Origin of the sequence: Streptomyces sp. NPDC000404 (genome assembly GCF_040300365.1) — a bacterium.
GTDB lineage: Bacteria > Actinomycetota > Actinomycetes > Streptomycetales > Streptomycetaceae > Streptomyces > Streptomyces ramulosus.
The window spans coordinates 342061-366717 of record NZ_JBEPDN010000008.1; the positions used below are offsets into that span (position 1 = coordinate 342061).

General features: G+C 73.5%; 21 protein-coding genes. 8 read left to right on the forward strand and 13 right to left on the reverse strand.

Features of this window, described 5'->3' with window-relative positions:
• Positions 1-96: 96 nt before the first annotated feature.
• The 4 genes from ABT345_RS18140 to ABT345_RS18155 form a co-directional block, all read right to left on the reverse strand.
• Complete coding sequence (locus tag ABT345_RS18140; RefSeq protein ID WP_345076655.1) at positions 97-498, reverse strand: DnaJ family domain-containing protein; 402 nt, start codon at positions 496-498, stop codon at positions 97-99.
• Between the two features lie 108 nt (positions 499-606).
• Positions 607-1176 (reverse strand): hypothetical protein, encoded by a 570-nt coding sequence (locus ABT345_RS18145; protein WP_345076652.1) that lies wholly within the window; start codon positions 1174-1176, stop codon positions 607-609.
• Complete coding sequence (locus ABT345_RS18150; RefSeq protein WP_345076649.1) at positions 1173-2741, reverse strand: ATP-binding protein; 1569 nt, start codon at positions 2739-2741, stop codon at positions 1173-1175. Before ABT345_RS18150 ends, ABT345_RS18145 begins: the two co-directional genes overlap by 4 nt.
• Complete coding sequence (locus tag ABT345_RS18155; RefSeq protein ID WP_345076646.1) at positions 2738-3442, reverse strand: response regulator; 705 nt, start codon at positions 3440-3442, stop codon at positions 2738-2740. Before ABT345_RS18155 ends, ABT345_RS18150 begins: the two co-directional genes overlap by 4 nt.
• A 147-nt stretch (positions 3443-3589) precedes the next feature.
• Here ABT345_RS18155 and ABT345_RS18160 point away from each other — a divergent pair, with 147 nt between their 5' ends.
• The gene (locus ABT345_RS18160; RefSeq protein ID WP_345076643.1) at positions 3590-4369 is read left to right on the forward strand and encodes a polysaccharide deacetylase family protein; all 780 of its coding nucleotides are present in this window, start codon (positions 3590-3592) and stop codon (positions 4367-4369) included.
• 67 nt (positions 4370-4436) lie between these two features.
• On the opposite strand, the gene ssgD is transcribed toward ABT345_RS18160, so the two are convergent.
• The 3 genes from ssgD to ABT345_RS18175 all read right to left on the reverse strand — a co-directional run bounded on the left by ssgD (position 4437) and on the right by ABT345_RS18175 (position 7080).
• Positions 4437-4850: a spore wall synthesis regulator SsgD gene (ssgD, locus tag ABT345_RS18165; protein ID WP_345076640.1), complete on the reverse strand. Its 414-nt coding sequence runs from the start codon at positions 4848-4850 to the stop codon at positions 4437-4439.
• 173 nt (positions 4851-5023) lie between these two features.
• Complete coding sequence (locus ABT345_RS18170; protein ID WP_345076636.1) at positions 5024-6562, reverse strand: PH domain-containing protein; 1539 nt, start codon at positions 6560-6562, stop codon at positions 5024-5026.
• Positions 6559-7080, reverse strand: a complete 522-nt coding sequence (locus tag ABT345_RS18175; protein WP_345076633.1) for a PH domain-containing protein — start codon at positions 7078-7080, stop codon at positions 6559-6561. The genes ABT345_RS18170 and ABT345_RS18175 overlap by 4 nt, the downstream gene beginning before the upstream one ends.
• A 110-nt stretch (positions 7081-7190) precedes the next feature.
• Between ABT345_RS18175 and ABT345_RS18180 the strand changes: the two genes are divergently transcribed.
• Both ABT345_RS18180 and ABT345_RS18185 read left to right on the forward strand, forming a co-directional pair.
• Positions 7191-7802 carry a TetR/AcrR family transcriptional regulator gene (locus ABT345_RS18180; protein ID WP_345076630.1) on the forward strand — a complete coding sequence of 204 codons (612 nt, stop codon included), beginning with the start codon at positions 7191-7193 and terminating at the stop codon, positions 7800-7802.
• Between the two features lie 366 nt (positions 7803-8168).
• Entirely contained in the window at positions 8169-9689 is a 1521-nt protein-coding gene (locus ABT345_RS18185; protein WP_345076627.1) for a sigma factor, read from the forward strand.
• A gap of 325 nt (positions 9690-10014) precedes the next feature.
• On the opposite strand, the gene ABT345_RS18190 is transcribed toward ABT345_RS18185, so the two are convergent.
• From ABT345_RS18190 to ABT345_RS18210, 5 genes are all read right to left on the reverse strand, one after another.
• Entirely contained in the window at positions 10015-10521 is a 507-nt protein-coding gene (locus ABT345_RS18190; RefSeq protein WP_345076624.1) for a MarR family winged helix-turn-helix transcriptional regulator, read from the reverse strand.
• A gap of 54 nt (positions 10522-10575) precedes the next feature.
• Positions 10576-12984 carry an FUSC family protein gene (locus ABT345_RS18195; protein ID WP_345076621.1) on the reverse strand — a complete coding sequence of 803 codons (2409 nt, stop codon included), beginning with the start codon at positions 12982-12984 and terminating at the stop codon, positions 10576-10578.
• 1506 nt (positions 12985-14490) lie between these two features.
• Positions 14491-15294, reverse strand: a complete 804-nt coding sequence (locus ABT345_RS18200; protein ID WP_345076618.1) for a DeoR/GlpR family DNA-binding transcription regulator — start codon at positions 15292-15294, stop codon at positions 14491-14493.
• A 39-nt stretch (positions 15295-15333) separates the two neighbouring features.
• Positions 15334-16218: a class II fructose-bisphosphate aldolase gene (locus ABT345_RS18205; RefSeq protein WP_345076615.1), complete on the reverse strand. Its 885-nt coding sequence runs from the start codon at positions 16216-16218 to the stop codon at positions 15334-15336.
• A gap of 38 nt (positions 16219-16256) precedes the next feature.
• Positions 16257-17162: an SIS domain-containing protein gene (locus ABT345_RS18210; protein ID WP_345076612.1), complete on the reverse strand. Its 906-nt coding sequence runs from the start codon at positions 17160-17162 to the stop codon at positions 16257-16259.
• A gap of 303 nt (positions 17163-17465) precedes the next feature.
• Here ABT345_RS18210 and ABT345_RS18215 point away from each other — a divergent pair, with 303 nt between their 5' ends.
• The 3 genes from ABT345_RS18215 (at position 17466) to ABT345_RS18225 (ending at position 21038) form a co-directional block, all read left to right on the forward strand.
• Complete coding sequence (locus ABT345_RS18215) at positions 17466-18905, forward strand: sugar porter family MFS transporter (RefSeq protein WP_345076609.1); 1440 nt, start codon at positions 17466-17468, stop codon at positions 18903-18905.
• An 80-nt stretch (positions 18906-18985) separates the two neighbouring features.
• Positions 18986-19702: an endonuclease V gene (locus ABT345_RS18220; protein WP_345076606.1), complete on the forward strand. Its 717-nt coding sequence runs from the start codon at positions 18986-18988 to the stop codon at positions 19700-19702.
• Positions 19703-20108: 406 nt separating this feature from the next.
• Entirely contained in the window at positions 20109-21038 is a 930-nt protein-coding gene (locus ABT345_RS18225) for a dihydrodipicolinate synthase family protein (protein ID WP_345076603.1), read from the forward strand.
• 13 nt (positions 21039-21051) lie between these two features.
• Here ABT345_RS18225 and ABT345_RS18230 read toward each other — a convergent pair whose 3' ends face one another.
• Positions 21052-21792, reverse strand: coding sequence for an MgtC/SapB family protein (locus ABT345_RS18230; protein ID WP_345076600.1), 741 nt, complete (start codon positions 21790-21792; stop codon positions 21052-21054).
• Between the two features lie 476 nt (positions 21793-22268).
• Here ABT345_RS18230 and ABT345_RS18235 point away from each other — a divergent pair, with 476 nt between their 5' ends.
• Both ABT345_RS18235 and ABT345_RS18240 read left to right on the forward strand, forming a co-directional pair.
• Positions 22269-23456: a CaiB/BaiF CoA transferase family protein gene (locus tag ABT345_RS18235; RefSeq protein WP_345076597.1), complete on the forward strand. Its 1188-nt coding sequence runs from the start codon at positions 22269-22271 to the stop codon at positions 23454-23456.
• 58 nt (positions 23457-23514) lie between these two features.
• Entirely contained in the window at positions 23515-24657 is a 1143-nt protein-coding gene (locus tag ABT345_RS18240; RefSeq protein WP_345076594.1) for an acyl-CoA dehydrogenase family protein, read from the forward strand.

The window sequence follows — 24657 nt, forward strand, 5'->3', positions numbered from 1 at the left end:
CGGGGCTTCCCGGACCCGCTCCCGGACCCGCCCTCGGGCCGGCCTTCGGGGCGGCCGGAGCACCACGGGGCGCGTCCGGTCGCCCGCCGGCCCGCCTCAGCGGGCGTGCTCCCGGCGCCATCGCCGGGCCCGTTCCTCGATGTCGAACGGGGCCAGGCCCAGCGGCGGCCCCTCGGGCGGGGTGCGCAGGGCCGCGCGGATCTTCTCGTTGACGGCGGTCAGGATGCGGCGCAGCGCCGCCTCGCTCGGCGCGCCGGCCGCCGCCTGCGCCGCCTCCTCGGCCTCCTTGCGCAGGGCGAGCGACGGCGGCAGGTAGGAGAGGTCCTCGCGGGCCATCTTGTCCTTGACCCACCACAGTTCGTCGTACGGCTTGTCCAGGCCGGGCAGCGGTTTGCCGGCGCCGGGCAGCCCGGCGAAGTCACCCCGCTCCTGTGCCTCGCGGATCTGCCTGTCGATCCAGGACTCGAAGTCGACGCCAGGGGGTTTGCGCTCGGTCATCGGATGCCTCTCGCGGAATGCCGGCCTGCAAGACCGCGCCGACCGCGCACGAGCCGGGGCGCGGGGCGCCTTTCCACGGTAGCCCGCCCGGCGCGGGCCGCGGCGGACTCAGGGCGACGTCGGCACCGCGGACGGCTGGACCACCGGCAGCGCGGTGTCGCCGCCGCAGATCATCGGGCCGACGCGGGAGCCGGAGCCGGTCAGGGTGACCCGTACCGAGGACGGCGGCCGGCCGCCGGGAACCGCGGCGTTGGCCGCCGTGCAGACCAGCTGGCTCAGGGCGGCGGTGTCCAGCTTCCGCGGCGGGACGGGCAGCCCGATGTCGACCCGGCCCTCACCCGCGTGCGCCCGCAGCGGGCCGGACAGCTCGGGCAGCGCACTGGAGAGCCCGCGCTGCCGTTCGGCGTGGTCGGGGCCGCCGCGCAGCAGGTCGAGGGCGAACTGCGGATCGGCCGGTTCCTTGGCCGGGCGGGTCGCGGAGCGCAGTCCGGCCGGGCCGTAGAAGAACAGCTGGACGCCGGTCTCCGGGCGGCCCGGGGCCTGCACGCCGGTGGCCGGGGCGCCGGCGTCGATCACATCGCTGGGCTCGATGCCGCAGCCGGCCGGGCCGGTCACGGCGGCGCAGGCCAGCGCGGTCGTGGCCAGGACCCGGGTGGTACGGGGGCGGGTCGCGCTCATCCGGCGGCCTCCTTGCCGGGGGTGTCCGGGGCGGGGTCGGCGGGGCGGCCGGGGGCCGGTGCGGTGGTGCCGTCCGGCTTCGGGCCGTCGTCGCCGGCCGTCCCCGGAGGCGTCCCGCCGGGCGGGCGGACCGGCAGTTCCACGGTGAACACCGCGCCGCCGCCCGGCGCGTTGGCGGCGCGGACGGTGCCGCCGTGCAGCCGGACGTTCTCCCGGGCGATGGCCAGGCCCAGACCGCTGCCCTCGGAGCGGGCGCGCGCCGAGTCCGCCTTGTAGAAGCGGTCGAAGACGTGCGGCAGGACCTGCGGATCTATGCCGGGGCCGCTGTCGCGGACCTCCAGCAGCAGCCGGTCCGCGCCGGGCCGGGGGGCGTGCAGCCGGACGTGGACGGGGCTGCCGCCGTGGTGCAGGGCGTTGCCGACGAGGTTGGCGACGACGACGTCCAGCCGGCGCGGGTCGACGCGGGCGCGGACGCCGTCGGGCAGCTCCGCGCCGACCTCGTCCTGCCAGGCGCGGGCCTGGAGCGTCTTGCGGACGGTCTCGGCGACGTCCACCTCGTCGAGGTGGAGCGCGGCGGCGCCCGCGTCGAACCGCGAGACCTCCATCAGGTCCTCCACCATGCGCGTCAGCTTCCCGGTCTCCTGGCTGATCAGCCGGACCGCGGAGGCGGTGTCCGGGTCGAGCGCCGCGGCGTCCTCGTCGAGCACATCGGTGACCGCGGTCATCGCGGCGAGCGGGGTGCGCAGCTCGTGCGAGACGTCCGCGGCGAACCGGCGGGCGTTGGCCTCCAGGCGCCGCAGCTCCGCCACGCTGGCCTCCAGCTCCTCCGCCATGTCGTTGAACGACCGGGAGAGGCCGGCGAGTTCGTCGGTGCCCTTGACCTCCAGCCGGGTGTCGAGCTTCCCCTCGGCCAGCCGCCCGGCCGCCTGCCGCAGCCGCCGCACCGGCCGCAGCACGCCCCGCGCGGCGAGCAGCGCCGGCAGCACCGACAGCGCCAGCACCGGCAGCGCCCCCCGCTGCGCCGCGCTGACCAGCGCCTCGACGTTGGCCTCCTCGGCGTTCAGCGGGAGTTGGGCGTAGACGAAGAGCGCGGACGGCTCGCCGTCGGACCGGCGTACCGGCATCCCGATCAGCAGCCACGGGTCGCCGTCGCGCACCACCCGCTGGAACGCCGGGACATGGCGCTGTTCGACGGACTTCTCCAGTGCGGCGGGGAGGCGGACCGGGCTGCCGGGCGGGGCGTCGTCGCCGCCGGGCACGCCGCGGTAGCGGACCCGCACGTCCCAGTCGCGGGAGGTGCCGGAGCGCTCCAGCTGGAGGCGGAGGGACTCCAGATCGGTGTGGGTGGGCGGCACGGCCAGCTCCGGGGCGAGCGAATTGATCTGGGAGCGCAGGTCGTTGACGGCCATGTCCTGGGAACGCTGGAGGATGGCGTTGCGCGCCTCGCGGTACGTCAGTCCGGCGGTGGTGAGCGCGCTGACCGCGGCGACCAGCAAGAACGCCACGACCAGCCGGACCCGCAGGCCCCGCAGCCGTCCCGGGGGCAGCAGGCGGCGCCGGCTCACAGAGGGCCGAAGCGGTAGCCGAAGCCGCGCACCGTCTGGACGAAGCGGGGGCTGCGCGGGGTGTCCTCTATCTTCGTCCGCAGCCGCATCACACAGGCGTCCACCAGCCGGGCGTCGCCGTGGTAGCTGTGCTCCCAGACGTGTTCCAGCAGTTGCTGGCGGCTGAAGACCTGGCCGGGGGTGGCCGACAGGAACAGCAGCAGCTTCATCTCGGAGGGCGCGAGCGCGAGGTCCCGGCCGTCCTTGGCGACGACGAGTCCGGCGCGGTCTATGGCGAGCGCGCCGTACGACTCGACCGGCGCGGGGCCGGGCCCGTCGTCGGCGGCGCCGTCGGCGGGCGGCGCGGTCCGCCGCAGTACCGCGCGTATGCGGGCCTCCAGCACCTCGCCGCGGGCCGGTTTGACGATGTAGTCGTCGGCGCCCGCCTCCAGGCCGAGGACCACGTCGAGATCGTCGCCGCGCGCGGTGAGCATGATGATCGGCAGTTGCCGCTCGGCGCGGATCAGGCGGCAGACCTCGAAGCCGTCCTTGCCCGGCAGCATGAGGTCGAGCAGCACGATGTCCGGCCGGAAGCCGGGCAGCAGAGCGAGCCCCTCCTCGCCGCTGCCCGCCGCCGCGACGTCGTGGCCGCGCCGCCGCAGGGCGAGGGACACCCCGTCCCGTACGGCGGCGTCGTCCTCGATCAGAAGTACACGTGGCATGGCTTCAGTATCAAGAACTTTCATGATGGATCGGTAACAGAGGCATCCTGATCGGTTTCCTTCGCATCTGTGAGGGTGCGGGCGGATGTCGGGTTCGCCCGGCCCGTACGCGACGGGACAGACCCACAACACGGTGCGAGGGACGGCATGAACACGGCGGGGCGCTTCGGGAACGGGCGCGGCATTCTCAAGACGGTCGCCGCGACGGCGGTGGCGCTCGGCGCCGCCGGGGCGCTGGCCCTGGCCTGGCCCGGCGGCCCCACCAGCGCGGAGGCGGACACCCCCGCCGCGCAGGCCCCGGCCACCCCCCGACCGACCGAACGCCCCGTGGACCCGTCGATCGTGCACGCCTCGGACCGCCCCGGACGCAGCCTCAACATCACCATCGACGACGGCCCGGACCCGGTGTGGACCCCGAAGGTCCTCGACGTGCTCGAACGCCACCACGTCAAGGCGGTGTTCTGCATGATCGGCCCGCAGGCCGCGGCCCGTCCCGACCTCGTCCGCCGGGTCGTCGCCGCCGGCCACCGGCTCTGCGACCACACGATCGCCCACGACACCGGCATGGACCACCGGCCGGAGCGCTACCAGTCGGACCAGATCCTCCCCGCCCAGCGGATGATCGAGAAGGCCGGGGGCGCGCCGGTGCGCTACTACCGGGCGCCGGGCGGTGCGTTCACGCCCTACAGCCGCACCCTCGCGGCCCGGCACGGAATGCGGCCGCTGGGCTGGAACATCGACAGCAAGGACTTCGAGGGCGGCTCCGTCGCCACCATCGAGGCAACCGTCCGCGGCGAGCTGACGAACGGCCCCACCGTCCTCTTCCACGACGGCGGCGGCGACCGCTCCCGCACCGTCGAGGCGCTGGACCGCCTGCTGCCGTCGCTGCGGCAGCAGGGCTACGGCTTCGGCTTCCCGCAGCACTGAGACCGCGTCCCCGGCGGGCGCGGAGCACGGCCCGCCGGGGACGCGTGGGACGGCGGGCGCCGGTCGCTCACGCCGCGCCGAACAGCGCGGCCAGACCACGGTCGACATCGAGGAGAGCCGGCTCCTGACCGGCCGGAACCGCCGCGTACGAGCGGGCGAGGAAGCGCCGCACGTCCACCGTCCGCAGCTGCACCATCGCCACGCCCTCGTCGGCGTGGAACTCCATGACCGTGCGCTCCGGACCGGCCGGCCGCACCCGCACATCGCCCCGGCCCACGGGCGAGTGCACGCCCTCGGCCAGCAGTTCCCGTGCGAACGCCCAGTCCACCGCGGCCCCGTCGAGGGAGATCTCCGGCGGGAACGACATCCGCACCGCCAGCGGATCGCACGGGTGGTACCGCAGCACGGCGGGGACCGTGTGCGGCCCGGGGGTCGTCGCGAGGAGGCGGACCTGGACGGCGTGGTCGATGGTGGCGGGCATCGCGGCGGCTCCTCACAACGGTCGGTTCACGGGATCACTCACCCCTAAGGACGAACGACGGGCCCCGGTCGTGCACGCCCAGGGGGTGTGATCTGCGTCATGGTGCGCATCGGCGGGGGAGAAGCGGGTAGCCGCCGGGGTCGGCCGCACCGGCCCCGGCCCCGCCCGGCCCCTCAGCGCGGCCCCTTTTCCTCCGCCCCCACCAGGAACTCCTCGACGATGCCGGGCGCGGCGGCCGCGGCGAAGCCCGGCGCCCGCGCCGCGGCCAGGTCCGGGATCCGGTGGCGCCCCTCGCCCGCGGCGAACGCGGCGGTCAGCGTGGTCAGCCCGGCCCGGCGGCCGAACGGAGTGCTGGAGAACGTCCACGCCGCGACCGCCGACCGCTCCAGCGCCAGCGTGTCCCGGCCGAACACCCCCGACCGCACCACGAGAAGGCCGCCGCACACCCCGTGCCCGAGCGCCCGGTACGCCGCCCGCGCCGCCCACCATGCCACCGCCGCCGACACCACTGCGTACGCTCCCGCCCACGGCAGCAACCCCGGCGCGAACGCCACCCCGCAACCGGCCAGGAGCGCCGTGCCCGGCAGCGTCACCCACAGCAGCCCCCGCAGCCGCCGCCTGCGCAGCGCCGCCCGGGGATGGCGCACCAGCACCTCCGGGACGCCCCGGCCCGGGAGCGGCGGATCGGGGAACGGCGCCCCCAGCGCCCCGCCGGCCACCCGCACCGCCAGCGCCCGCGGCGCGGGCGGCAGCAGCCAGCTGCGCGCACGGTTCTCGTCCCGGTCGCCGAGCCCGCCGGCCACCGCCCGCACCGACGCCCCGCCGCCCGCCCGCAGCAGCAGCGGCTCCCGGAGCAGCACCCCGCGCAGCCGGGCCCGGTCGATCGTGACCGTACGGGTGGTGAACAGGCCGCGCCGCACCCGCAGGGTCGAGCCGTCGGCCCACTCCAGGCGGTGGCCCCACCAGTTCTCCGCGTACAGCGCCACCGCGCCGGCGGCCCCGGCGAGCAGCAGCACGAGCAGCGCCACCGGGACCGTCAGCCACGGCGACACCGTGCCGAACGCCGCGAACGCCCGCCGGACGACGTCCAGTTCCCAGAAGTCGACGCCCATGCCGTGCAGCACCCGATGGACCGTACCGGCCGCGATCAGCACCCCGCCGGCCACCCAGAACGTCAGCGGCGCATACCGCAGCCAGCGCGGCGAGAAGCGCGCCAGCACCGGATCGTCCGCCGCCGCACCGGACGCCGCCCGGGCGAGCAACGCGCCCCGCAACCGCCCGGCCTCGGCGGCCGGCAGCGCGTCCAGCGTCAGCATCCCGTCCCCGTCGCCCGCGGTCCCGGCCCGCAGCGCCGCGAGCCGCAGCACCCGGTGGAGCGGTGTCGCGGTGAGATCGACGGTACGGATCCGGTCCAGCGGCACGGTGCGCAGCCGCCGCGTCCACACCCCCGTCCGCACCTCCAGCGACGCGCCGGTGACCCGGAACTCCGTACGCGCCCAGCGCACCGCGCCGACCGCGGTGATCACCGCGAACGACACGGTGAGCGCGGCCAGCGTGATCCAGGTGCCGGGCGGGATCCGCCCACCGGTGACCGCGGCCGCCGCCACCAGGGAGGCCAGCGGCGGCAGCGGCCAGGTGGCGTGCACCAGGAGCGTGCGTGGATGGGTCCGGCGCCAGCCGCCGCCCGGGACCGGGGGAGCCGTGTGCGTCATGCCGCATCCCCCGGAACCAGCTGTGCCGCCGCGCCGATCCGCCGGGACAGCTCGTCCGCCCCTGCGTCGGACAGCCCGCGGATCTGGATGTCACCCGCGGTCGAGGCGGTGGTCACGGTGACCGTCGCCAGCCCGAACCGGCGCTCCAGCGGGCCCCGGGTGGTGTCGACCGTCTGCACCCGCGACAGCGGCGCGATCCGCCGCCGCTGCCGGTACCAGCCGTCGGACGCGTACACCGCCCGCTCGCCCAACTCCCAGGCGTGCACCGCGTACCGCACCCGCGGCATCAGTATGAGCGGGACGAGCGCCGGGACGACGAGCGCCGCCAGCAGCGGGCCCAGCCAGGGCAGCGCCCCGGGGAAGAAGAGCAGGGCGCAGACCGCGAGCGCCACCGCGGTCAGCAGCACCGGGCCGCTCACCGTCAGCAGCGCCCGCACCGTCCACCAGCGGCGCGCCCGCGGATCGACGCGGTGCCGTGGCGGCCGCAGGGCGGGCGGTGCGGCTTTGGATCCGGGCATGACGATCCCCCGTTTGCAAGTCAACTGTATTGGACGTGGGTACGTTATACCGTACGAGTGACTTGTAAAAACGGGCCGCGCGGAACCGGCCCGACGACGGGAGGCCGGGCGTGCCCAAGAAGGTCGATCACGAGGCCAGACGGCGGGAGATCGCGGAGGCGCTCTGGCGGATCGCGAGCACCCGGGGCCTGGACGGCGCCGGACTGCGCGACGTCGCCGCCGAAGCCGGCATCTCCCTCGGGCGGCTGCAGCACTACTTCCGCACCAAGGACGCCATGCTCACCTTCGCCCTCCGCCACATCAACGCACTCGCCGACCGCCGCATCCGCGACCGCATCGAGGCCCTGGACGGGGAACCGACCCCCCGCGACGTGCTCCGGACCTGCCTGACCGGGATGCTGCCGCTCGACGACCGCAGCCGCACCGGCGCCCTCGTCGGCGCCGCCTACTTCGTCCGCGCCGTCCACGACGCGGACCTGCGCGCCGAGGCCAGGAACGGCATCCCGCTCCTCCGCGACTTCTTCACCGGACAGCTCCGCCGCGCCGCCGACCGCGGCGAACTCCCGCCCGCCCGCGCCACGGACGACGAGGCGATGCTCCTCATCAGCCTCGCCGACGGCCTCTCCACCTACCTCCTCCTGGAGGTCCACACCCCGGAACAGGCGCTGCGCCTGCTCGACCTCCATCTGGGGCAGCTCTTCGGGGATACGGCGGGGGAGTGACGGGCGACCGTTGGCGAACGGCCGTCCGGGGCCGACCCGACCTGATGGCGCGTCAAGTTGCTCCTTGGGCGCATGCTGCCGCCCACGCTGAGCGCGTTTCAAGCCGATTGCCCCCACCTGCCCTTGTCTGTCCAGGGCCGCCCATAGCTACCGTTTCCGTCCCGTGCGCCCGCGCATCACACGGGGCGCACGGGAGCGCGCCGTGACGCCTTTCACCAATGCCACGTGCCGGTCATGGCCCGACAGATGGGAGAATCAACGCTCCTAGGCGGACGAACTCCTCCGGGCCAGCTCCCGGACCGACCCTCCCCGGAACGCGCGGCCACCGCCGCTCCGCCCCGGGGCGAACACCGAAGGTTGCCCCCCATGTCTGAAGCCCCCGCGGACTCCGCGTGGCCCGCGGACCGGCTCACCCCCACGGCGTCGGTCCCCGCACAGGCCGGCGCCCCCGAGGAACCCGGCGCCTCCGCCGTCGACGTCTACACCGAGCTGTACGCCCAGGAACATCCGCGCCTGGTCGGCTACGCCCGCTCCCTGATCGCCAACGCCTGGCTCGCCGAGGACGTCGTCGCCGAGGCGCACTTCCGGGTGTGGCGCCGCATCCACGGCGGCCACCACATCGACAACGTCCCGGCCTATCTGCGGACCACCATCCGCCACCTCGCCGCCGGCGCCGGATCGGACGCCGCCCGCGAGGTCCCCCGCGACCCCGAGGACGGCCGGACCTGGCCCGAGACCGTCACCGTCGGCGGCGCCACCCCACCGGAGGACCCGGCCCAACGCGTCGCCTACGTCGACCAACTCGCCCGCGTCCTCGACCAACTCCCGCACCGCTGGGTGAAGGCCCTCTGGCTCGCCGAGGCCGAGGGCCAGCCGCTGGAGGCCGTCGGCAAGGCCATCGGCGCGGGCAAGGGCGCCACCGCCGTCCTCCTCCACCGCGCCCGGGAAGGCATGCGCCAGGCGTTCCTGCGCGGACTGCCCGGCAGCCCCGAGGCGGCCGCCTGCGGCATCCACTGGGAACGGATGCCCGCCTACCTGCGCGGCGAGGCCACCGCCCGGCAGGCCGACGGCATCGCCCAACACCTCCCGGACTGCGCCGACTGCCGCGACCGGCTCGCCCTGCTCACCCGCGCCAACCACCGCCTTCCCGCGCTCACCGGCCCCGCACTGCTGGTGTTCCTGGCCGGCGGCTCGGCGAAGTTCCTGCTCCCGCTGCTCGGCGCCGGAGCCGGCGCGGGCGCGGCCGCCGCGGCCTCGTCCGGCGCCACCCCGGCGCCCGGCAGCGTCCTCGGTGCGCTGCGCCGGCTGCTGCGGATCCGCTCCGGCCCGGCCGCCGCAACGGCCGCCGGCGTCGCGGTCGTCGCCGTCGCCGGAGCGGCGATGGCGGCCGGATACGTCCTCACCGACGACACCCCCGCCCCGAAGCACCGGTCCCAGGCCACGGCCGCCGCACCGCAGATGCCCGCCGCCCCGGGTGCCCCGGCCACTTCCGACGCCCCGCCGCGCAGCCCGCAGCCGCCGCCCCCGGCACCGCCCGCGGAACCGCCCGCCCCCGGCGCTCCGGCCGCACCGTCACCCTCCCCGTCCCCGTCCGCGTCGCCCACCACCGCCTCGCCCACACCTGAGCCCACGACTCCGTCCCCCACCCCCACGACACCCGGCCCGACGCCGACCCCGACGGCCTCACCGACGCCGAGCCCGACCCCCACGCCGACCCCGACGCCGACCCCGACTCCGACGGGAACGCCGACGCCGACCCCCACGCCCACCCCGACTCCGACGCCCACGTACACACCTCCCACCGCCTCGCCCAGCCCGTCGCCGACCTCCAGCTGCGGCTGGCACTGGATGGGCTCGAAGTGGGTCTGGAACTGCTCGGGGAGTTAGGGCGTTCGGGGCGCTGCGGGGGGGGCCTGCCCCTGTGGCTTCGGCTGCGGTGAGGGTGCGGCGCGACGGTCGGCTGGGGGAGGCCGGGTTGTGGCGGTGGCAGCGGCTGTTGTCACTCTGCCCTTGCCCTTGTTGTGCGGATGAGTCGCTGGGCGGGGCACGGTGGGCGGTGCGTTCGGTCGTCGGCTCCATGGGGCCGTCGGGCGGTTCAGCCGTCGGCTCCACCGGACCGCTCCGTACAGCCGACCGTAGCGCCCCCGCAGGCCACCGGCTCTCGCCCTCGGTCCAGCAGATCGCCAGGGCTCACAGGACCCCGGGACGACCCTCAGTCCAGCAGACTGCCCAGGCGGCCTTCCAGGACGACGAGGAGTTCGCCCAGTCCCTCGGAGAGTTCGTCGCGGCGGCGCTCACCGACACCGTCGAGCAACGTGGCCTCGTACGCCAGCTGTTCCGGCAGGATCCGGTCGATCAGATCGCGTCCCTCGTCGGTCAGGGAGAGGTGGGCGACCCGGCGGTCGCGGTCGTCCACGCGCCGGCTGATCAGCCCGCGCGCCTCCAACTGCCGCAGCCGCTTGGTGACCGCGGCGCCCGACGCGAACGTCTCCCGCGCCACCCGGCCCGGCGTCAGCTCCCGGTCCATCCGCCGCAGCGTGCCCAGGACGTCGAATTCCGCGCGGGACAGCCCGGCCCGCCGCAGCGGCGCGTCGGCGGCCTGCTGCAACAGCGCCGAACAGCGGTTGAGCCGCCCGATCAACGCCATCGGACCGGTGTCAAGACCCGGGTGCACCTGCTGCCACTGGCGCAGCACTCCCGCGACGATGTCCTCGGCCACCCGGCTCTCCTCTCGCCCGCGTACGGCGTCGGCCCGGCTCAGCTCACCGTCGTGTCACCGTCGTACGCCGTCAATTGTGCCTGCCGCGGCCACCGGTTCCGGCACGGGGCGGACGGCCGGCGCCGCCCCGGCCAGACGCCGTGCGAGCAGCGCCAGGGTGCGGTGACCGTGCTGTTCGGCCCGGGCCACCCGTTCCTCCGGCAACGCCCGCTGCCACCACTCACCCGACGCCACGTCGACGGCCTCCCGCAGCTCGGCCAGCGCCCCCGCCAGCCGGTCCCGCGCCCAGCCGGTCTCCCGCGCGTGCACCGCGCCGGGGACCGCGTCCGCCGCGAGCAACCGCCCGGCCGCGACCTGCGCCGCAGCGGTCCGCTCCAGCGCCGCCCCGATACGGTCACCGGCCCGCCGATTGGTGACCAGCACACAGCAGACCAGGCCCAACGCGGCCCCCACCACCGTGTCGATCCACCGGTCGGCGACGAGCACCCGGGCCGGCAGCGGGTTGCCGAACTCCGTCAGCAGCAACGCCATGGGCGTGACGCACACCGACCCGAGCCAGTAGTTCCGGGTGATCCACGCCTCCGCACCGAACTGGAAGAACAGCGCGAGCGCGATCATCGCCAGATGGCCGGTGTGGATCAACGGCAGCAGGGCGGTGAACACCACCAGCCCCAGCAGATTCCCCACCGAACGCTGCAACGCCCGCTGCCAGGACAGCGTCGTGTTCGCCTGGAACACCGACGCCGCCGTGACGACGGCCCAGTACGGATGCCCGACACCGAGGAGCATCGACGCCCACCCGGCCAGCGCACACCCCACAGCGGTCCGGAGCCCGACCGGCAACAGCGGCGAACCGGCCCGGAACGCGCTCCCCACCACCCGCCAGCCCCGCACCCGCCCGGGCGCCGGGCACCGCGTCCCATACCTGGAGGACGCGCAGGCCACGGCGGCATCCCGCGGATCGGCAGCCATATTGTGGGTGGTACCGCCCACACGGCAGGCGGACCCGACGGCAGCCTCCTCGGCCGCGGCCTCGCCGAGGCCCTCGGGGAGCCGCCCCGTCCCGGGCTCGCCCGCCCGAGCCCGGTTGACGTCGACCCGAGTCCGGTTGAGGTCGACGCACCGGTCGACGCCGATGCCCCGGCCGGTGCCCGACACGATGCGCTGGTCACCGCGGTACCCTTCACCGCGGTCCTCGGCACGCTCCTCGACCTGCCGGCGATCCACCTCGACGCCGACCAGCTCCGCCCGCTGCGACGACGTGAGCACCACCACGGGAAGCGGCCCGCCACCCCGGACCTCACGCGCCCACCCGCCGAACATCTCCGCCTCGGCAAGCATGACCGCGGACGCCGAAGGCGCCGGTATCGCTATGGGGAAGGGCGTCGGAATCGCCGGACGGGGTGAGGGTTCGGGTGAGGGGGAGGGCGGCGTGGAGCCTGACGGCGCCGCGTCCGCGTCCGTGTGGGTGGAGGGGAAGGGGTAGGGAGAGGTGGCTGGGGCGGAGGGAGCCGACGGTGCGGTGCCAGAGGGGAGCGCCGACGCCGTCTCCATGAGGCGGCTCCCGCCCGTGTGGCGTGGCCAGCTTTCGTCCCGGCCGATGTGCCCGTCCGCTTCGTCCCGGCCGTTGTGTCCGTCCGCCGCGCCGCCCAGTACCGCCTCGGCCCTGATGAGCAGCCGCTCCAGCCCGGCCCGCGCCTCGGCCTTCGCGGGCGTACGCGCGGGGACCAGGAAGACCGTGTGCCAGGCGGCATTCACCGCGGTCGCCGTCGCCTGCCGGGCCCGCACCACCGCACCCTCGGCCTCCCCGGGCGCCGCGTCGCGGGCCGCCGCCTCGGCGCGCAACAGCGTCGCCGCGGCTTCCAGCGCCCGAGCGGTGGCGATCCGCTCCGGCCCTCGCGGCCGTACCAAGGCGGGCGCCATCCCCACCAGCCACGCCACCGCTCCGGCGGCCAGCGCCAGCACCAGATGCAGCGGCACCTGCGAGATCCGCTGCGGGACGAAGAACGCCGATGCCGCGATGAAGGTGAAGATCAAATTTCCCGGCGGCCCGATCCGCGTCGCATCACAGACCACCTTGTGCACCGCGGCAAGCACCGAGGCCAACGCCACCAGCACCACGGCGGACGAGACCAACGACGCCGCCGTCAGCGCCACCGCCAGACTCGCCACCATGCCGATCACCACCCACGGCAAGGCCCTGGCCCGCGCCGCATACGGGAGTCCGTGCCCGTAGAGGGCGCACATCGCCCCGGCAGACGTGTACAGCACCAGATCCATGCGGCCCAGCGCAAAGAGCGTGAAATCCGGGATGGCCAGCGCCACCACCGCGCTCAACGCCGGCTTGTGCCAGATGTCCACCGGCCGCCGCAACCGCACGGAACTCCGCACCGGCAACGGCCGCACCCCACCCAACAGAGCCCCGCCCCCACGCTTCCCGGCCGCCTTGACGTGCTTACCCATAGAGAAAGATTAACAGGTGTTTTACTAGTAAAAGATATGTCGGCCGTCACGTACTGGGGAGTGGTGGGGCTCGGGGGAGGGGGGCGAGCTACCGCCGGATACTGAGGAATGCGGGCGAGCGCATCGGGCGCAGGGCTTGTGGCGGAACCAGTGCGGCGACCGGTCGACGGGCGAGCGACGGGCGGGCCTGCCGAGGGCGGCAGGGGCGGGGCCAAGGCCGAGGCCAGGGGCGGGCGCGGGGCCTTCGGCCGGACCAGTGCAAGGACCAGGAGCAGCAGCGGCGCGAGGTCCGGCGGGTGCCTTTGGCCGCCCAGCTTCCGACGCCCTTCCGCTCGGCATCGTCCCGCTCGGTGCTCGGTGCTCGGTGCTCGGTGCTCGGTGTCTCGGCCTTCAGCGCTCGCCGATCACTGAGCGATCACCGGCAGTGTCGGGCGGGCGCCCTGACCTGAAGTGGGACGACTTCCGTAGGCGGCGGGGCGCGCGGATGCCTACCGCCCCTCGGGCCCGGGGCACGCGGCATACCAGCAACGACGCACCGTGCATCGGGCCACGACCGAGTCGTGGAGGCTTGACTCCCGCGCCACCGGCCCCGGCTCGCGCATGCGGGGATCAAGCGCCAGCCGAGAGCCAAGGCGCTGGAGGTATCTCTTCGGACTATTCGGACATTCGGATCCGCAGTGGCCGGTCACCATCCCAGGCCCGACCCACCCAGACCCTCAAGGTCCCAGGGGCTGGCTCCTGCCGTGACCCCGCTTCCCTCTCGCTCCGCTTCCCCTCCGGCTGGACGGCCCGAAGTTCCGCGCCGCACAGGTGAGCAGCCCTATCGACCGAGCCCCATCCAGGCGCCCGCTCCCCGGATCAACAACGCGTGTTCTTCACATACAGGGCCCGTGCCGAACTCGTCGGGGCGTACCGCACGTTCTTCGTCGTGCCCTTGGAGAGCCGTCCACGTGGATCGGCGTGATGCGGGACCACGATGACGTAACACGCCGGACGCCGACTGCACAGATTCGTCAGCCGCACGTATCGCTGATGGCCCTTCGTGTAGAACTTCCGCACCTTCACGCACTGCACGGGCTGCCCGGCAGCCGCCGCCTCGGACGCCGCCGTCAGACTCAGCGTTCCCCCGCACAGCACCGCGGCCAACGCTGTGACCAGCAATTTCCGCTTCACTACACTCTCCCCCGGATCAGGCCCCCGATACTTCTCCCGCCAACGGGGCTCAGCTGGCTTCGTCCATTCATTCTCCATTCTCCATACGCGGCGACGGGCATCAGCTCCAGCCACCCGGCGCCCCATTCCGGCCGCGCCCCGCCCGGCGACCCAACCCACCGGCAACCACGCGCCACCGCCTCATCCGACCCCAGCTTCCGGCCCCTCGCCGGGCGTCTGAGCCGGCTCGAATGCTGAGGGGCCGACTGGCGAGTGGGGCGGGGCCCCTCCCTCCCCCCGCCACCTCGCCCCAGTCCAGCCGCCGCCCCCCCAGGCCGCCGCCTCCCCCGCAGGTCACCCCGCGTCGACGGTCCCCGCCGTCACCACCTTCAGGCCGCGGTCGGTGAACTCGCGCAGCGCCTGTTCGGGCGCACTGCCATCCGTGATGAAGGTGTCGAACACGTCCGCACCGCCGATCCTGGCGAAGCAGCGCGCGCCGATCTTCGACGAGTCGGCGACGACGACCGCTCGCCGCGCCCGCTCGGCCATCAGGTGGTTGATCCGGGCCTCCGCTTCGTCGTGAACCGTCGCCCCCATCACCGGGTCCATCCCGTTGGCGCCGATGAACGCGATGTCCACCGAGATCTGCTGGAGTACCAACTCGCTGAACGGGCCCACCAGCTCGAAGGAGCGGGAGTGTGCCACGCCACCGGTCAGCACGATCTTGATCTGGGGGCGTACCGCCAGCTCGTTGGCGATGTTGAGGGAGTTGGTGACGATCGTCAGATGGGGTTGCGGTCCGGCTTCGGAGAAGTCCGGACGGACGGCCAGCGCCCGGGCGATGGCGGTGGTGGTGGTGCCTCCGCTGAGACCGACCACATCGCCGCGCTCGACCAACCGCGCCGCTGCCTGAGCCACTGCCTCCTTCTCCTCGGACCGATGCGCATGCTTGTAGCGGATCGGCAGGTCGTACGCCACCGAGCTGAGCACCGCCCCGCCCCGGGTGCGGGTCAGCAACTGCTGCTCGGCCAGTGCGTCCATGTCGCGCCGCATCGTGGCGGCGGAGACCTCCAGCGCGGTCGCCGCCTCCTCGACGTCCACCCGGCCCCGTTCGCCGAGCAGCTCAAGCAGTGCGTTCATCCGTTCATGGCGCTTCATGCGGCGAGCCTAGCCGCGCTGTGAGGGCCTTCCCGCCGCTCACCCCCGCGCCGCCGGCGCCTGCGCGGCGTACTGCCCGGGCAGGTCGGGCGCCGTGTTCACCACCCCCAGCAACCTGGCGGCTTCCCTGGCCACCTCCTCCCTGGCCGGCTTCAGATACTTACGGGAGTCGATGAGCTGGGCATCGGCTCCCAGCGTCTCCCGTATGGAGCGGGTGAACACCGACACCAGATGCGTGGAGATGTTGATCTTCGTCATTCCGGCGGCGATGGCGCGCTGCAGTTCGTCGTCCGGCACACCGGACGATCCGTGCAGCACCAGCGGCACCGGCAGCGTCTCCCGCAGGCGGGAGATCAACTCCTTGTCCAGCACCGTTGTCCGTTCCCGCATCGCATGCGAGGAACCGACGGCGACCGCCAGTGCGTCGACGCCTGTCGCATCGACGAACGCCAGCGCCTCGGCCGGATCGGTCCGCGCGCCGGGTGCGTGGACACCGTCCTTCCCGCCGACCTCGCCGAGTTCCGCCTCGACGAAGGCATCACGCTCATGGCACCAGGCGGTGAGCGCGGCGGTGGTGGCGACGTTCTGCTCGTAGGGGAGCGCCGAGGCGTCCACCATGAAGGAACGCACCCCGGCCGCCGCGCCCTCATGGACCAGCTCCGGATCGGTGAGGTGGTCCAGATGGACGGCGATGGGGGCGGTCGAATCCTCCGCGAGCGCGAGGGTGGCCAGAGTGATCGGGCGCAGACCGCCGTGGTATCGGATGCAGTTCTCGCTGATCTGCAGGATGAGTGGCGCTTCGGCCCGCTCGGCGGCGGTGACCAGCGCCTCGGCGGTCTCCAGATGGATGACGTTGAAGGCCGCGGCGCCGACGCCGTTCACCCGCGCGGCGTCGATGAGTGAGGAGGTGGAAACGAGAGGCATGGGGCGCTGACTCCCTTGTGCGCAGGTCGGGTCGCTGCCTATCGGGCGGCCGGAACGGTGAGCATCACGGACCGGGTGAGGCTGCGGGGACTGTCGGGGTCGAGGCCCCGGGCGCGGGCCCGTTCCAGGGCCACCCGCTGCACCAGCACCAGGTCTGCCAGCGGGTCGCGGTCGTGGCGGACGAAGCGGGCGCCGGTGCGGGTCACCTCCGCCTCCAGGCCCGCCGGGGCGGCGCCGAAAAGCCAGGTCACGCGGTTGGGGGCGGCTATGGCGATCGGGCCGTGGCGGTACTCCATCGCCGGGTAGGACTCCGTCCAGCTCTGGGACGCCTCCCGCATCTTGAGGGCCGCTTCGTTGGCCAGGCCGTAGGTCCATCCCGTGCCCAGGAAGGTGAACTGCTCGGCCTCCACCCACTCCGGTGCGACCGGGGCGGTGAGGGCACCGCGTGTGTCCTGGATCGCCTCGGTCAGGTCCTCGCCCAGGTGGGCGCGGAGCAGGGTGAGGGCGGTGGTGGCGAAGCGGGTCTGGACCACGGAGCGTTCGTCGGCGAAGGGCAGGGTGACGGTTTCGTCCGAGAGTTCCTTCGCCGGGGTGTCCGGGTCTCCCAGGATCGTCACCGTCGGGATGCGTCCCCGGACTGCTTCCAGGACGCGCAGCACCTCGGTCGTGGTGCCGGAGCGGGTGATCGCCACCACCGCGTCGTAGTCGCGCGCGGCACCGAGAAAAGCCTCCGAGGCGGCGAAGGGGTCGGTGACCCCGGCTCCGGCGCTCTCGCGGAGCGCCGCGTACGACTGCGCCATGAACCAGGAGGTTCCGCAGCCGACGACGGCCACCCGCCGGCCCGGCTCCGGCAGCGGACCGCCCGCCGCGCCGATCCCGGCGGCCTCGGCCCAGGTCTCCGGCTGACTGCGCAGCTCCTGCTCCATGTAGGACGTCTCGCTCATGGCACACCCTTCGTGAACGGTGGATGGGACTGCTCGACTTCGCGCCTGCCGGGAAAGTGAGTGAAAGTGCATTCTTCTCGGCTGTTGTGAGCAACTCTACGCATGGCGCGAGGGTCGGGCCATCCCTCGTGCGAGTGAAGTGTTCGAATGGTGTGGTGCGGGCAGGTCGCTCGACTGGCCCCTTTGGGCGGTGAATGTCGGGTGAGCGAGGTTCACTGGAGAGTGTTGACAGTTGCGCGAAAGGACTTCGATACTTGCATGATCAGTCATGAGTAGGTCGGCACGCTGCGCGAAGGACCCGCCATGTCCACTGCAACGCTCTCCGGGACGCCCCAGCCGCCACCGCCCGGGAAGGCCCGCCGCACGGGGCGGCTCTTCGCGCTGACGGGGGCCTTCGTCGGCGTCATCTACGGCTACGACTCCGGCAGCATCTCCGGCGCGCTGGTGTTCCTCAGCCAGGACTTCCAGCTCACCGAAGCGGAAAAGGGCCTGGTCAACAGCATCCTCGTGGGCGGCTGCATCGTTGGCGCGCTGCTCGGTGGCAAGCTCGCGGACGCCTTCGGCCGCAAGACCGCGATGCTGGTCGTCGCCGGCTCGTACGCCCTCTTCGTCACGCTCTCCGCGCTCGCTCCCAATGTCGTCGTGCTCGACACGGTGCGCTTCCTGCTCGGGGTGGCGATCGGCATATCGATCGTCGCCGCGCCGCTGTACATCGCGGAATCGACGCCCGCGCGTATCCGCGGCGCCTCCGTCGCCGCCTACCAGGTCGCGACCGTCACCGGCATCGTCATCACGTACTTCGTCAACTGGGGCCTGTCGGACGGCGGTCACTGGCGCTGGATGCTGGGCGCGTCGGCGGTCCCCGCGGCGCTGGTCATGATCCCGCTCTTCCGGCTGCCGGACACGCCCCGGTGGTACGTCCTCAAGGGGCGGACGGAGCGGGCGATCGAGGTCATGGCGATGACGGATCCCGAGGTCGACGCCCGCACCGAGGTGGCGGCGGTCGGTGCGGCGCTGGCCGCGGAGAGCGGCGGCTCCGCCCGTTCCCTGCTGCACAAGCCCTATGTCCGGGCCACGGTCTTCGTCATCGGCCTCGGCTTCTTCTGCCAGATCACCGGCATCAACGCCGTCACCTACTACAGCCCGCAGATCTTCACGCGGATGGGCTTCACCGGCGACGGACTGAACTTCCTGCTGCCCGCGTTCGTCCAACTCGCCTCGCTGGCCGCCACCATCGTGGCGATACTCATCATCGACCGGCTGGGCCGCCGCGTCGTCCTGCTGACCGGCATCGGCACGATGGTCGTCATGCTCGCCGTGCTCACGGCCGTCTTCGCCGTGGGAGATCTGCACGGCACCGTGACCTGGATCGGCTTCGGCGCGATCCTGCTGTTCACCGCGGCCTTCAACTTCGGGTTCGGCTCGCTGATATGGGTCTACGCGAGCGAGGCGTTCCCCGCGCAGCTGCGGTCGACCGGCGCATCGGTGATGCTCACCGCCGACCTCGTCGCCAACCTCCTCATCGCGCAGTTCTTCCCGTCCCTGATGGCCTGGGTCGGGGCCTCCTGGACATTCGCCGGGCTGGGCCTGCTGGCGCTGGGTGCGCTGGTCTTCGCCTCCTTCACCGCACCCGAGACCAAGGGACGCCATCTGGAGGAGATCCAGAGCTACTGGAGCAACGGAGGGCGCTGGCCGACCCCCACCTCCGCCCCTGCCCCCGCCGCCCCGGAGGTGGTGCGCTGACCCGTGGCCGCCGTGCCTGCCCGCCGGTTTCGGCCGGCGGCGGAGGCGCGGGCTCGCCCGTTCGATACCGTGGCGTCACCATGGACAACACCAGCCCCGTCTCCCTCGACGACGAACTGCGGAACTGGCCGGCCGATGAGGCCGAGGCGCGCGCGGTCCAGGACCGGCTGCGACGCCATGTGCGCCTCGACGAGCCCGGCCCGCCGCCGGACTTCGAGGGCACCGTCGTCGGCGTCGATGTGGCGTACGACGATGCGCGGGACGTGGTCGCGGCCGCAGCCGTGGCGCTGGACGCCCGCACCCTGGAGATCGTGGACGAGGCCACCGCGGTCGGCCGGATCTCCTTCCCCTATGTACCGGGGCTGCTGGCCTTCAGAGAGATCCCGACGGTCGTCGACGCGCTGGCCAAGCTGGCGCAGACACCCGGCCTGGTGGTGTGCGACGGCTACGGCCGGGCGCATCCGAGGCGCTTCGGGCTCGCCAGCCACCTCGGGGTCCTGACCGGCCTCCCGACGATCGGTGTCGCCAAGAACCCCTTCACCTTCCGCTACGACGCCCCCGGCGACGGACGCGGGGCGACCGCGCCGCTCCTGGACGACCTCGACGGCACCACGGAAGAGGTGGGCCGGGCGCTCCGCACCCAACAGGGCGTCAAACCCGTCTTCGTCTCCGTCGGCCACCGCACCGGCCTCGACGGCGCCTGCGCGCACACCCTCCGGCTGGCGCCGACGTACCGGCTCCCGGAGACGACCCGCGCGGCCGACGCGCTCTGCCGCCGGGTGCTGGCCGCCGGCTGAGGCACCGCCGCGCTGCATGCCGGACCGCGCCTCGGCCTCGCCGGGGCGTATTCCGGCCCTCCACCGGACCGGGCGGCGGGCGTCGCGAGGCGTTCGGCATGCCCGGAAAACCCTCCCGGCCGAGCCTGAGGAAAGAGCGGCCGGCCCCGAACTCGTGGGCGTGGCTGCCCCTTTCGGGTGGCCTTCCGAGGTGCCGTACTCATGGAGTCCGGCCGTTGTTTCCCGTCCGTTGGGGAAGTGCCTCCGAGGCCGGTGCTCTTGACACCCCGCCTGGCCTGGTCCACATTCACCGATGACATGGGACGTCCCACGTCCGGACGGCGGCACGGGTACGGGCCCCCACCGCCCTGTGTGCCCCGCAGCGCACCCGCACCACCGGCCCCGTACGGCAGAAGGCTGGACCTGCATGCCCCTCCCTGCACCACTCACGGGCGTCGTGCCGCCCGTGTGCACACCCCTCACCGCGTCCGGTCGCGTCGACGTGGACTCGCTCGCCGCCCTCACCGAGCGCCTCATCGACGCCGGAGTCAACGCCCTGTTCGTACTCGGCTCCACCGGGGAGGCGGCCTGCCTGTCGGACGGCAGACGCAGCACCGTCATCGAAACGGTCGTCGCGGCGGCCGGTGGACGGCTTCCCGTACTGGCCGGCGCCATCGACATGTCGACCAGCCGCGTCCTCGACCACGCCCGCACCGCCCAGGCCCTGGGCGCGGACGCCATCGTGGCCGCCCCGCCCCTCTGCACCCGCACCCACCCGGCCGAGATCGCCGACCACTACCGCCGCATCCGCGCCGCCGTGGACCTGCCGCTCTTCGCCTGCAACGCCCCCGCGTCGGTCCCCGCCGAACTGCCCGCGGACACCGTGCTCGGCCTGGCGGCGGACGGCGTGCTGGACGGGATCGAGGACTGCAGCGGCGACATCGGCGCACTGCGCCGCCTCCTGGTGCGGCTGCCCGCCCTCGGCCGGCCGTTCTCGGTGCTCACCGGCTGCGAACTCTCCGTCGACGGAGCCCTGCTGGCCGGGGCGCACGGCGTCGTCCCGGGGCTCGGCAACGTCGACCCGGCGGCCTACGTACGGCTCTACGAGCACGCCCGCGCGGGGGAGTGGCGCGCGGCCGCCACGGAACAGGACCGGCTCGCCGCACTGTTCGCACTCACCGACGCCGGTGACGCGGCGGCGATGGGCCGCGGGTCGTCCGCCCTGGGAGCGCTCAAAGCGGCGCTGCACCTCCTGGGCGTCATCGGCTGCCCCGACACCGCGCCGCCGCAGATCCCGCTGGACGGCACCGCGCGCGACGCGGTGCGCCGCCTGCTGGAGGAGGCGGACCTGCTCTGAGGGTGCGCGGCCGTCACTCGGTCGCGTCCGCGTGCCGCCCCAGATGCACCCCACGCACCCCGTCGAGGTCGGCGAGCGCCTCCACCAGGGCATGCGCCGACCCCGTGCCCTCCAACCGGAGCAGGACCTCCGCGGAGACGGCGCCCTCCGGAGGCCCGGTCTCCACCTGGACGTCCGACACGAGGAAACCGCTACCGGTGCACAGCTCCAGCATCCGCCCCAGCAGGCCCCGTTGGGAGCGGTAGGTCAGCCGCAGCTCGAACTGCTCCGGTGACGGCGTGGCGCCGATCCGCTCCGACACCTTCGAGAATCCGCGCACGACCAGGAAGTGCACCGCCGTCGCCCCGAAGGCCAGCAACGGCAGCCCGCCGCCGCACGCCATGCCGATGGCGCAGGTCAGCCAGATCGTGGCGGCGGTCGTCAGGCCCCGGACCGCATCCTTCTTCACGAAGATCAGCCCGCCGCCGATGAAGCCGATGCCGGAGACGACCTGCGCGGCGACGCGCGAGGGGTCCAGCGCCACGCCGTCCGCGCCCAGCATCGCGCCGAAACCGTGTATCGACACCTCCATGAAGAGCGCGCTGCCGACCCCGACGAGCGTGTGGGTGCGCATCCCGGCGCTCTTCTGCCGGGCCTCCCGTTCCATCCCGACCAGCGACGACAACAGCAGCGCGAGCGCCAACTCCGCGAACTGCCGCGGCCCCTGACCTGGATGAAGGCCGAACAGCGGGGTGGCGAGAGGAAGAAGTGACATGCCCGCATTGTCCTCCTGAAAGCCGCCGAACGGCCGCTTCGCGGGCCGTTGCCAGTGGTCGCCGTTAGCGTGGGTGACGAGGTCGGACGAGCGCGCCGACGCGGTCCCGGCGCCGGACGGATGCGGCCGGGAAGGGCGCCTCAACGACCGGAACGCTACGAGGCGGGCCCGTCCGGCGGAGACGGGCGGAACGGAAGGGGAGGGCGGTATGGCGACAGCACGCGGAGCGGCGATGCGCGGCCGGGCGGCGGGGCCGCGGCGCGGTATAGCCCCGTCCTGGTCCATCGCCGGGTTCGACGGGAAATAGCGGCGCGCGGTGCGGCGCGCAAGACCCGTGGCGGCGAGGGCGGTTGAGCCTCGCCGCCGTTGTCGTTCCAGGGGTACGGAAGCGATGCCCAGGGGGCTTGTGGAAAGTGGAACACGTTCTTAACATCACGGGTGTTACATCAGAAGTGTCACAGTGCGCGAGGAGTGTGATGACGGAGTCAGGCCACGGCCCGCTCAGCGGGGTACGCGTGGTGGAGCTGGCGGGCATCGGCCCCTGCCCCTTCGCCGCCATGACCCTCGCCGACCTCGGCGCCGACGTCGTACGCGTCGACCGCCCGGGCGGCGCCGCACTGGGCATCGACCCGGCGTACGACCTCACCAACCGCAACAAACGCTCGGTCGTCATCGACCTCAAGACACCCCGGGGCGCGGAGCGCGTCCTGGAGCTGGCCGAGCGCGCCGACATCCTTGTCGAGGGGTACCGCCCCGGCGTCGCCGAACGCCTGGGCGTCGGCCCGGACGCCTGCCTGGCGCGCAACGAACGGCTCGTCTACGGCCGGATGACCGGCTGGGGCCAGCAGGGCCCGCTCGCCGACACCGCCGGACACGACGTCTCCTACCTCGCGATCACCGGCGCCCTGGGCATGATCGGCGCACCCGACGCCCCGCCCGCCGTCCCCGCCAACCTCCTCGGCGATTACGCGGGCGGCTCGCTCTACCTCGTCATCGGTCTCCTGGCCGCGCTCCGGCACGCCACCGCGCCCGGCGGCAGCGGACAGGTCGTCGACGCCGCCATCGTCGACGGCACCGCCCACCTCTCCTCGATGATCCACGGCATGCTCGCCGCCGGTGGCTGGCAGGACCGGCGCGGCAGCAACCTCCTCGACGGCGGCGCCCCCTTCTACGGCACCTACGAGACGGCGGACGGCGGCCACATGGCGGTCGGCGCACTGGAGCCGCAGTTCTACGCCGAGTTCATCCGCCTGCTCGGCATCGAGGGCACGGCGCCCGCACGCGACGACCTCGCCTCCTGGGACGCGCTGCGCTCCGCCATCGCCGCCCGCTTCCGGACCCGCACGCGCGCCGAATGGACCGCCGTCTTCGAGGGCACCGACGCCTGCGTCGCCCCGGTGCTGTCGCTGCGCGAGGCTCCGCACCATCCGCATCTGGCCGCCCGCGGCACCTTCCTCGACCACGGAGGGCTCACCCAGCCCGCCCCCGCACCCCGTTTCTCGCGCACCCCCGGAGCCGTCCGCCGCCCGCCCGCCCCACCGGGCGCCGACACCGAGGAGATCGCCCGCGACTGGGCCGTCCCCGGACTGCTCCCCGACCCGCCGGACGCACCACCGCCCGCCCCGGAACCGACCGCGACGGACCCCGCCCCGGAGACCCGCTGACGGACGCGCGCCCCTTCGCCGCCCACCGCAACTCGGCTCCCAGGAGGGCCAGGACACCATGAAGCGCCAGATCTTCACCGCGGACCACGAAGCCTTCCGCGAGACGGTACGCACCTTCCTCGCCAAGGAGGTCACTCCGTACTACGCCGGGTGGGAGCAGGACGGCATCGTCAGCCGGGACGCCTGGCGGGCCGCCGGCCGCCAGGGCCTGCTGGGCCTGGCCGTCCCCGAGGAGTACGGCGGCGGAGGCAACGCCGACTTCCGCTACAGCGCCGTGCTGGCCGAGGAGTTCACCCGCGCCGGCGCCCCGGGCCTCGCCATCGGGCTGCACAACGACATCATCGGCCCCTACCTCACCACCCTCGCCACCGACGAGCAGAAGCGCCGGTGGCTGCCTGGCTTCTGCAGCGGAGAGATCATCACCGCCATCGCGATGACCGAGCCCGGCGCCGGCTCCGACCTCCAGGGCATCCGCACCACCGCCACCGACCACGGCGACCACTGGATCCTCAACGGCTCCAAGACCTTCATCTCCAACGGCATCCTCGCCGACCTCGTCATCGTCGTCGCCCGCACCACCCCCGAGGGCGGGGCCCACGGCCTGAGCCTCCTCGTCGTCGAGCGCGGCATGGACGGCTTCGAACGCGGCCGCAACCTCGACAAGATCGGCCAGAAGGCCCAGGACACCGCGGAACTCTTCTTCCACGACGTCCGGGTGCCCAAGGAGAACCTCCTCGGCGAGCTGAACGGCGCCTTCATCCACCTGATGACCCACCTCGCACAGGAGCGGATGGGCATCGCCGTCGCCGGGATCGCGGGCGCCGAGCATCTGCTGGAGATCACCACCCGGTACGTCAAGGAACGCGAGGCGTTCGGCCGGCCGCTCGCCCGGCTCCAGCACATCCGCTTCGAGATCGCCGAGATGGCCACCGAATGCGCCGTCACCCGCGCCTTCCTGGACCGCTGCATAGCCGACCACTCCGCCGGCGAGTTGGACGCCGTACATGCCTCGATGGCCAAGTGGTGGGCCACCGAGCTGCACAAACGCGTCGCCGACCGCTGTTTGCAACTCCACGGCGGATACGGCTACATGGCCGAGTTCCCGGTGGCCAAGGCGTACACCGACGGCCGCATCCAGACCATCTACGGAGGGACGACGGAGATCATGAAAGAGATCATCGGCCGCTCCCTGCTCGGCTGA

Coding starts and splice junctions, on each gene's coding strand:
- ABT345_RS18140 (WP_345076655.1), bottom strand. CDS start 498: ATGACCGAGCGCAAACCCCCTGGCGTCGACTTCGAGTCCTGGATCGAC.
- ABT345_RS18145 (WP_345076652.1), bottom strand. CDS start 1,176: ATGAGCGCGACCCGCCCCCGTACCACCCGGGTCCTGGCCACGACCGCG.
- ABT345_RS18155 (WP_345076646.1), bottom strand. CDS start 3,442: ATGCCACGTGTACTTCTGATCGAGGACGACGCCGCCGTACGGGACGGG.
- ABT345_RS18160 (WP_345076643.1), top strand. CDS start 3,590: ATGAACACGGCGGGGCGCTTCGGGAACGGGCGCGGCATTCTCAAGACG.
- ssgD (WP_345076640.1), bottom strand. CDS start 4,850: ATGCCCGCCACCATCGACCACGCCGTCCAGGTCCGCCTCCTCGCGACG.
- ABT345_RS18170 (WP_345076636.1), bottom strand. CDS start 6,562: ATGACGCACACGGCTCCCCCGGTCCCGGGCGGCGGCTGGCGCCGGACC.
- ABT345_RS18175 (WP_345076633.1), bottom strand. CDS start 7,080: ATGCCCGGATCCAAAGCCGCACCGCCCGCCCTGCGGCCGCCACGGCAC.
- ABT345_RS18185 (WP_345076627.1), top strand. CDS start 8,169: ATGTCTGAAGCCCCCGCGGACTCCGCGTGGCCCGCGGACCGGCTCACC.
- ABT345_RS18195 (WP_345076621.1), bottom strand. CDS start 12,984: ATGGGTAAGCACGTCAAGGCGGCCGGGAAGCGTGGGGGCGGGGCTCTG.
- ABT345_RS18200 (WP_345076618.1), bottom strand. CDS start 15,294: ATGAAGCGCCATGAACGGATGAACGCACTGCTTGAGCTGCTCGGCGAA.
- ABT345_RS18205 (WP_345076615.1), bottom strand. CDS start 16,218: ATGCCTCTCGTTTCCACCTCCTCACTCATCGACGCCGCGCGGGTGAAC.
- ABT345_RS18210 (WP_345076612.1), bottom strand. CDS start 17,162: ATGAGCGAGACGTCCTACATGGAGCAGGAGCTGCGCAGTCAGCCGGAG.
- ABT345_RS18215 (WP_345076609.1), top strand. CDS start 17,466: ATGTCCACTGCAACGCTCTCCGGGACGCCCCAGCCGCCACCGCCCGGG.
- ABT345_RS18220 (WP_345076606.1), top strand. CDS start 18,986: ATGGACAACACCAGCCCCGTCTCCCTCGACGACGAACTGCGGAACTGG.
- ABT345_RS18225 (WP_345076603.1), top strand. CDS start 20,109: ATGCCCCTCCCTGCACCACTCACGGGCGTCGTGCCGCCCGTGTGCACA.
- ABT345_RS18230 (WP_345076600.1), bottom strand. CDS start 21,792: ATGTCACTTCTTCCTCTCGCCACCCCGCTGTTCGGCCTTCATCCAGGT.
- ABT345_RS18235 (WP_345076597.1), top strand. CDS start 22,269: ATGACGGAGTCAGGCCACGGCCCGCTCAGCGGGGTACGCGTGGTGGAG.
- ABT345_RS18240 (WP_345076594.1), top strand. CDS start 23,515: ATGAAGCGCCAGATCTTCACCGCGGACCACGAAGCCTTCCGCGAGACG.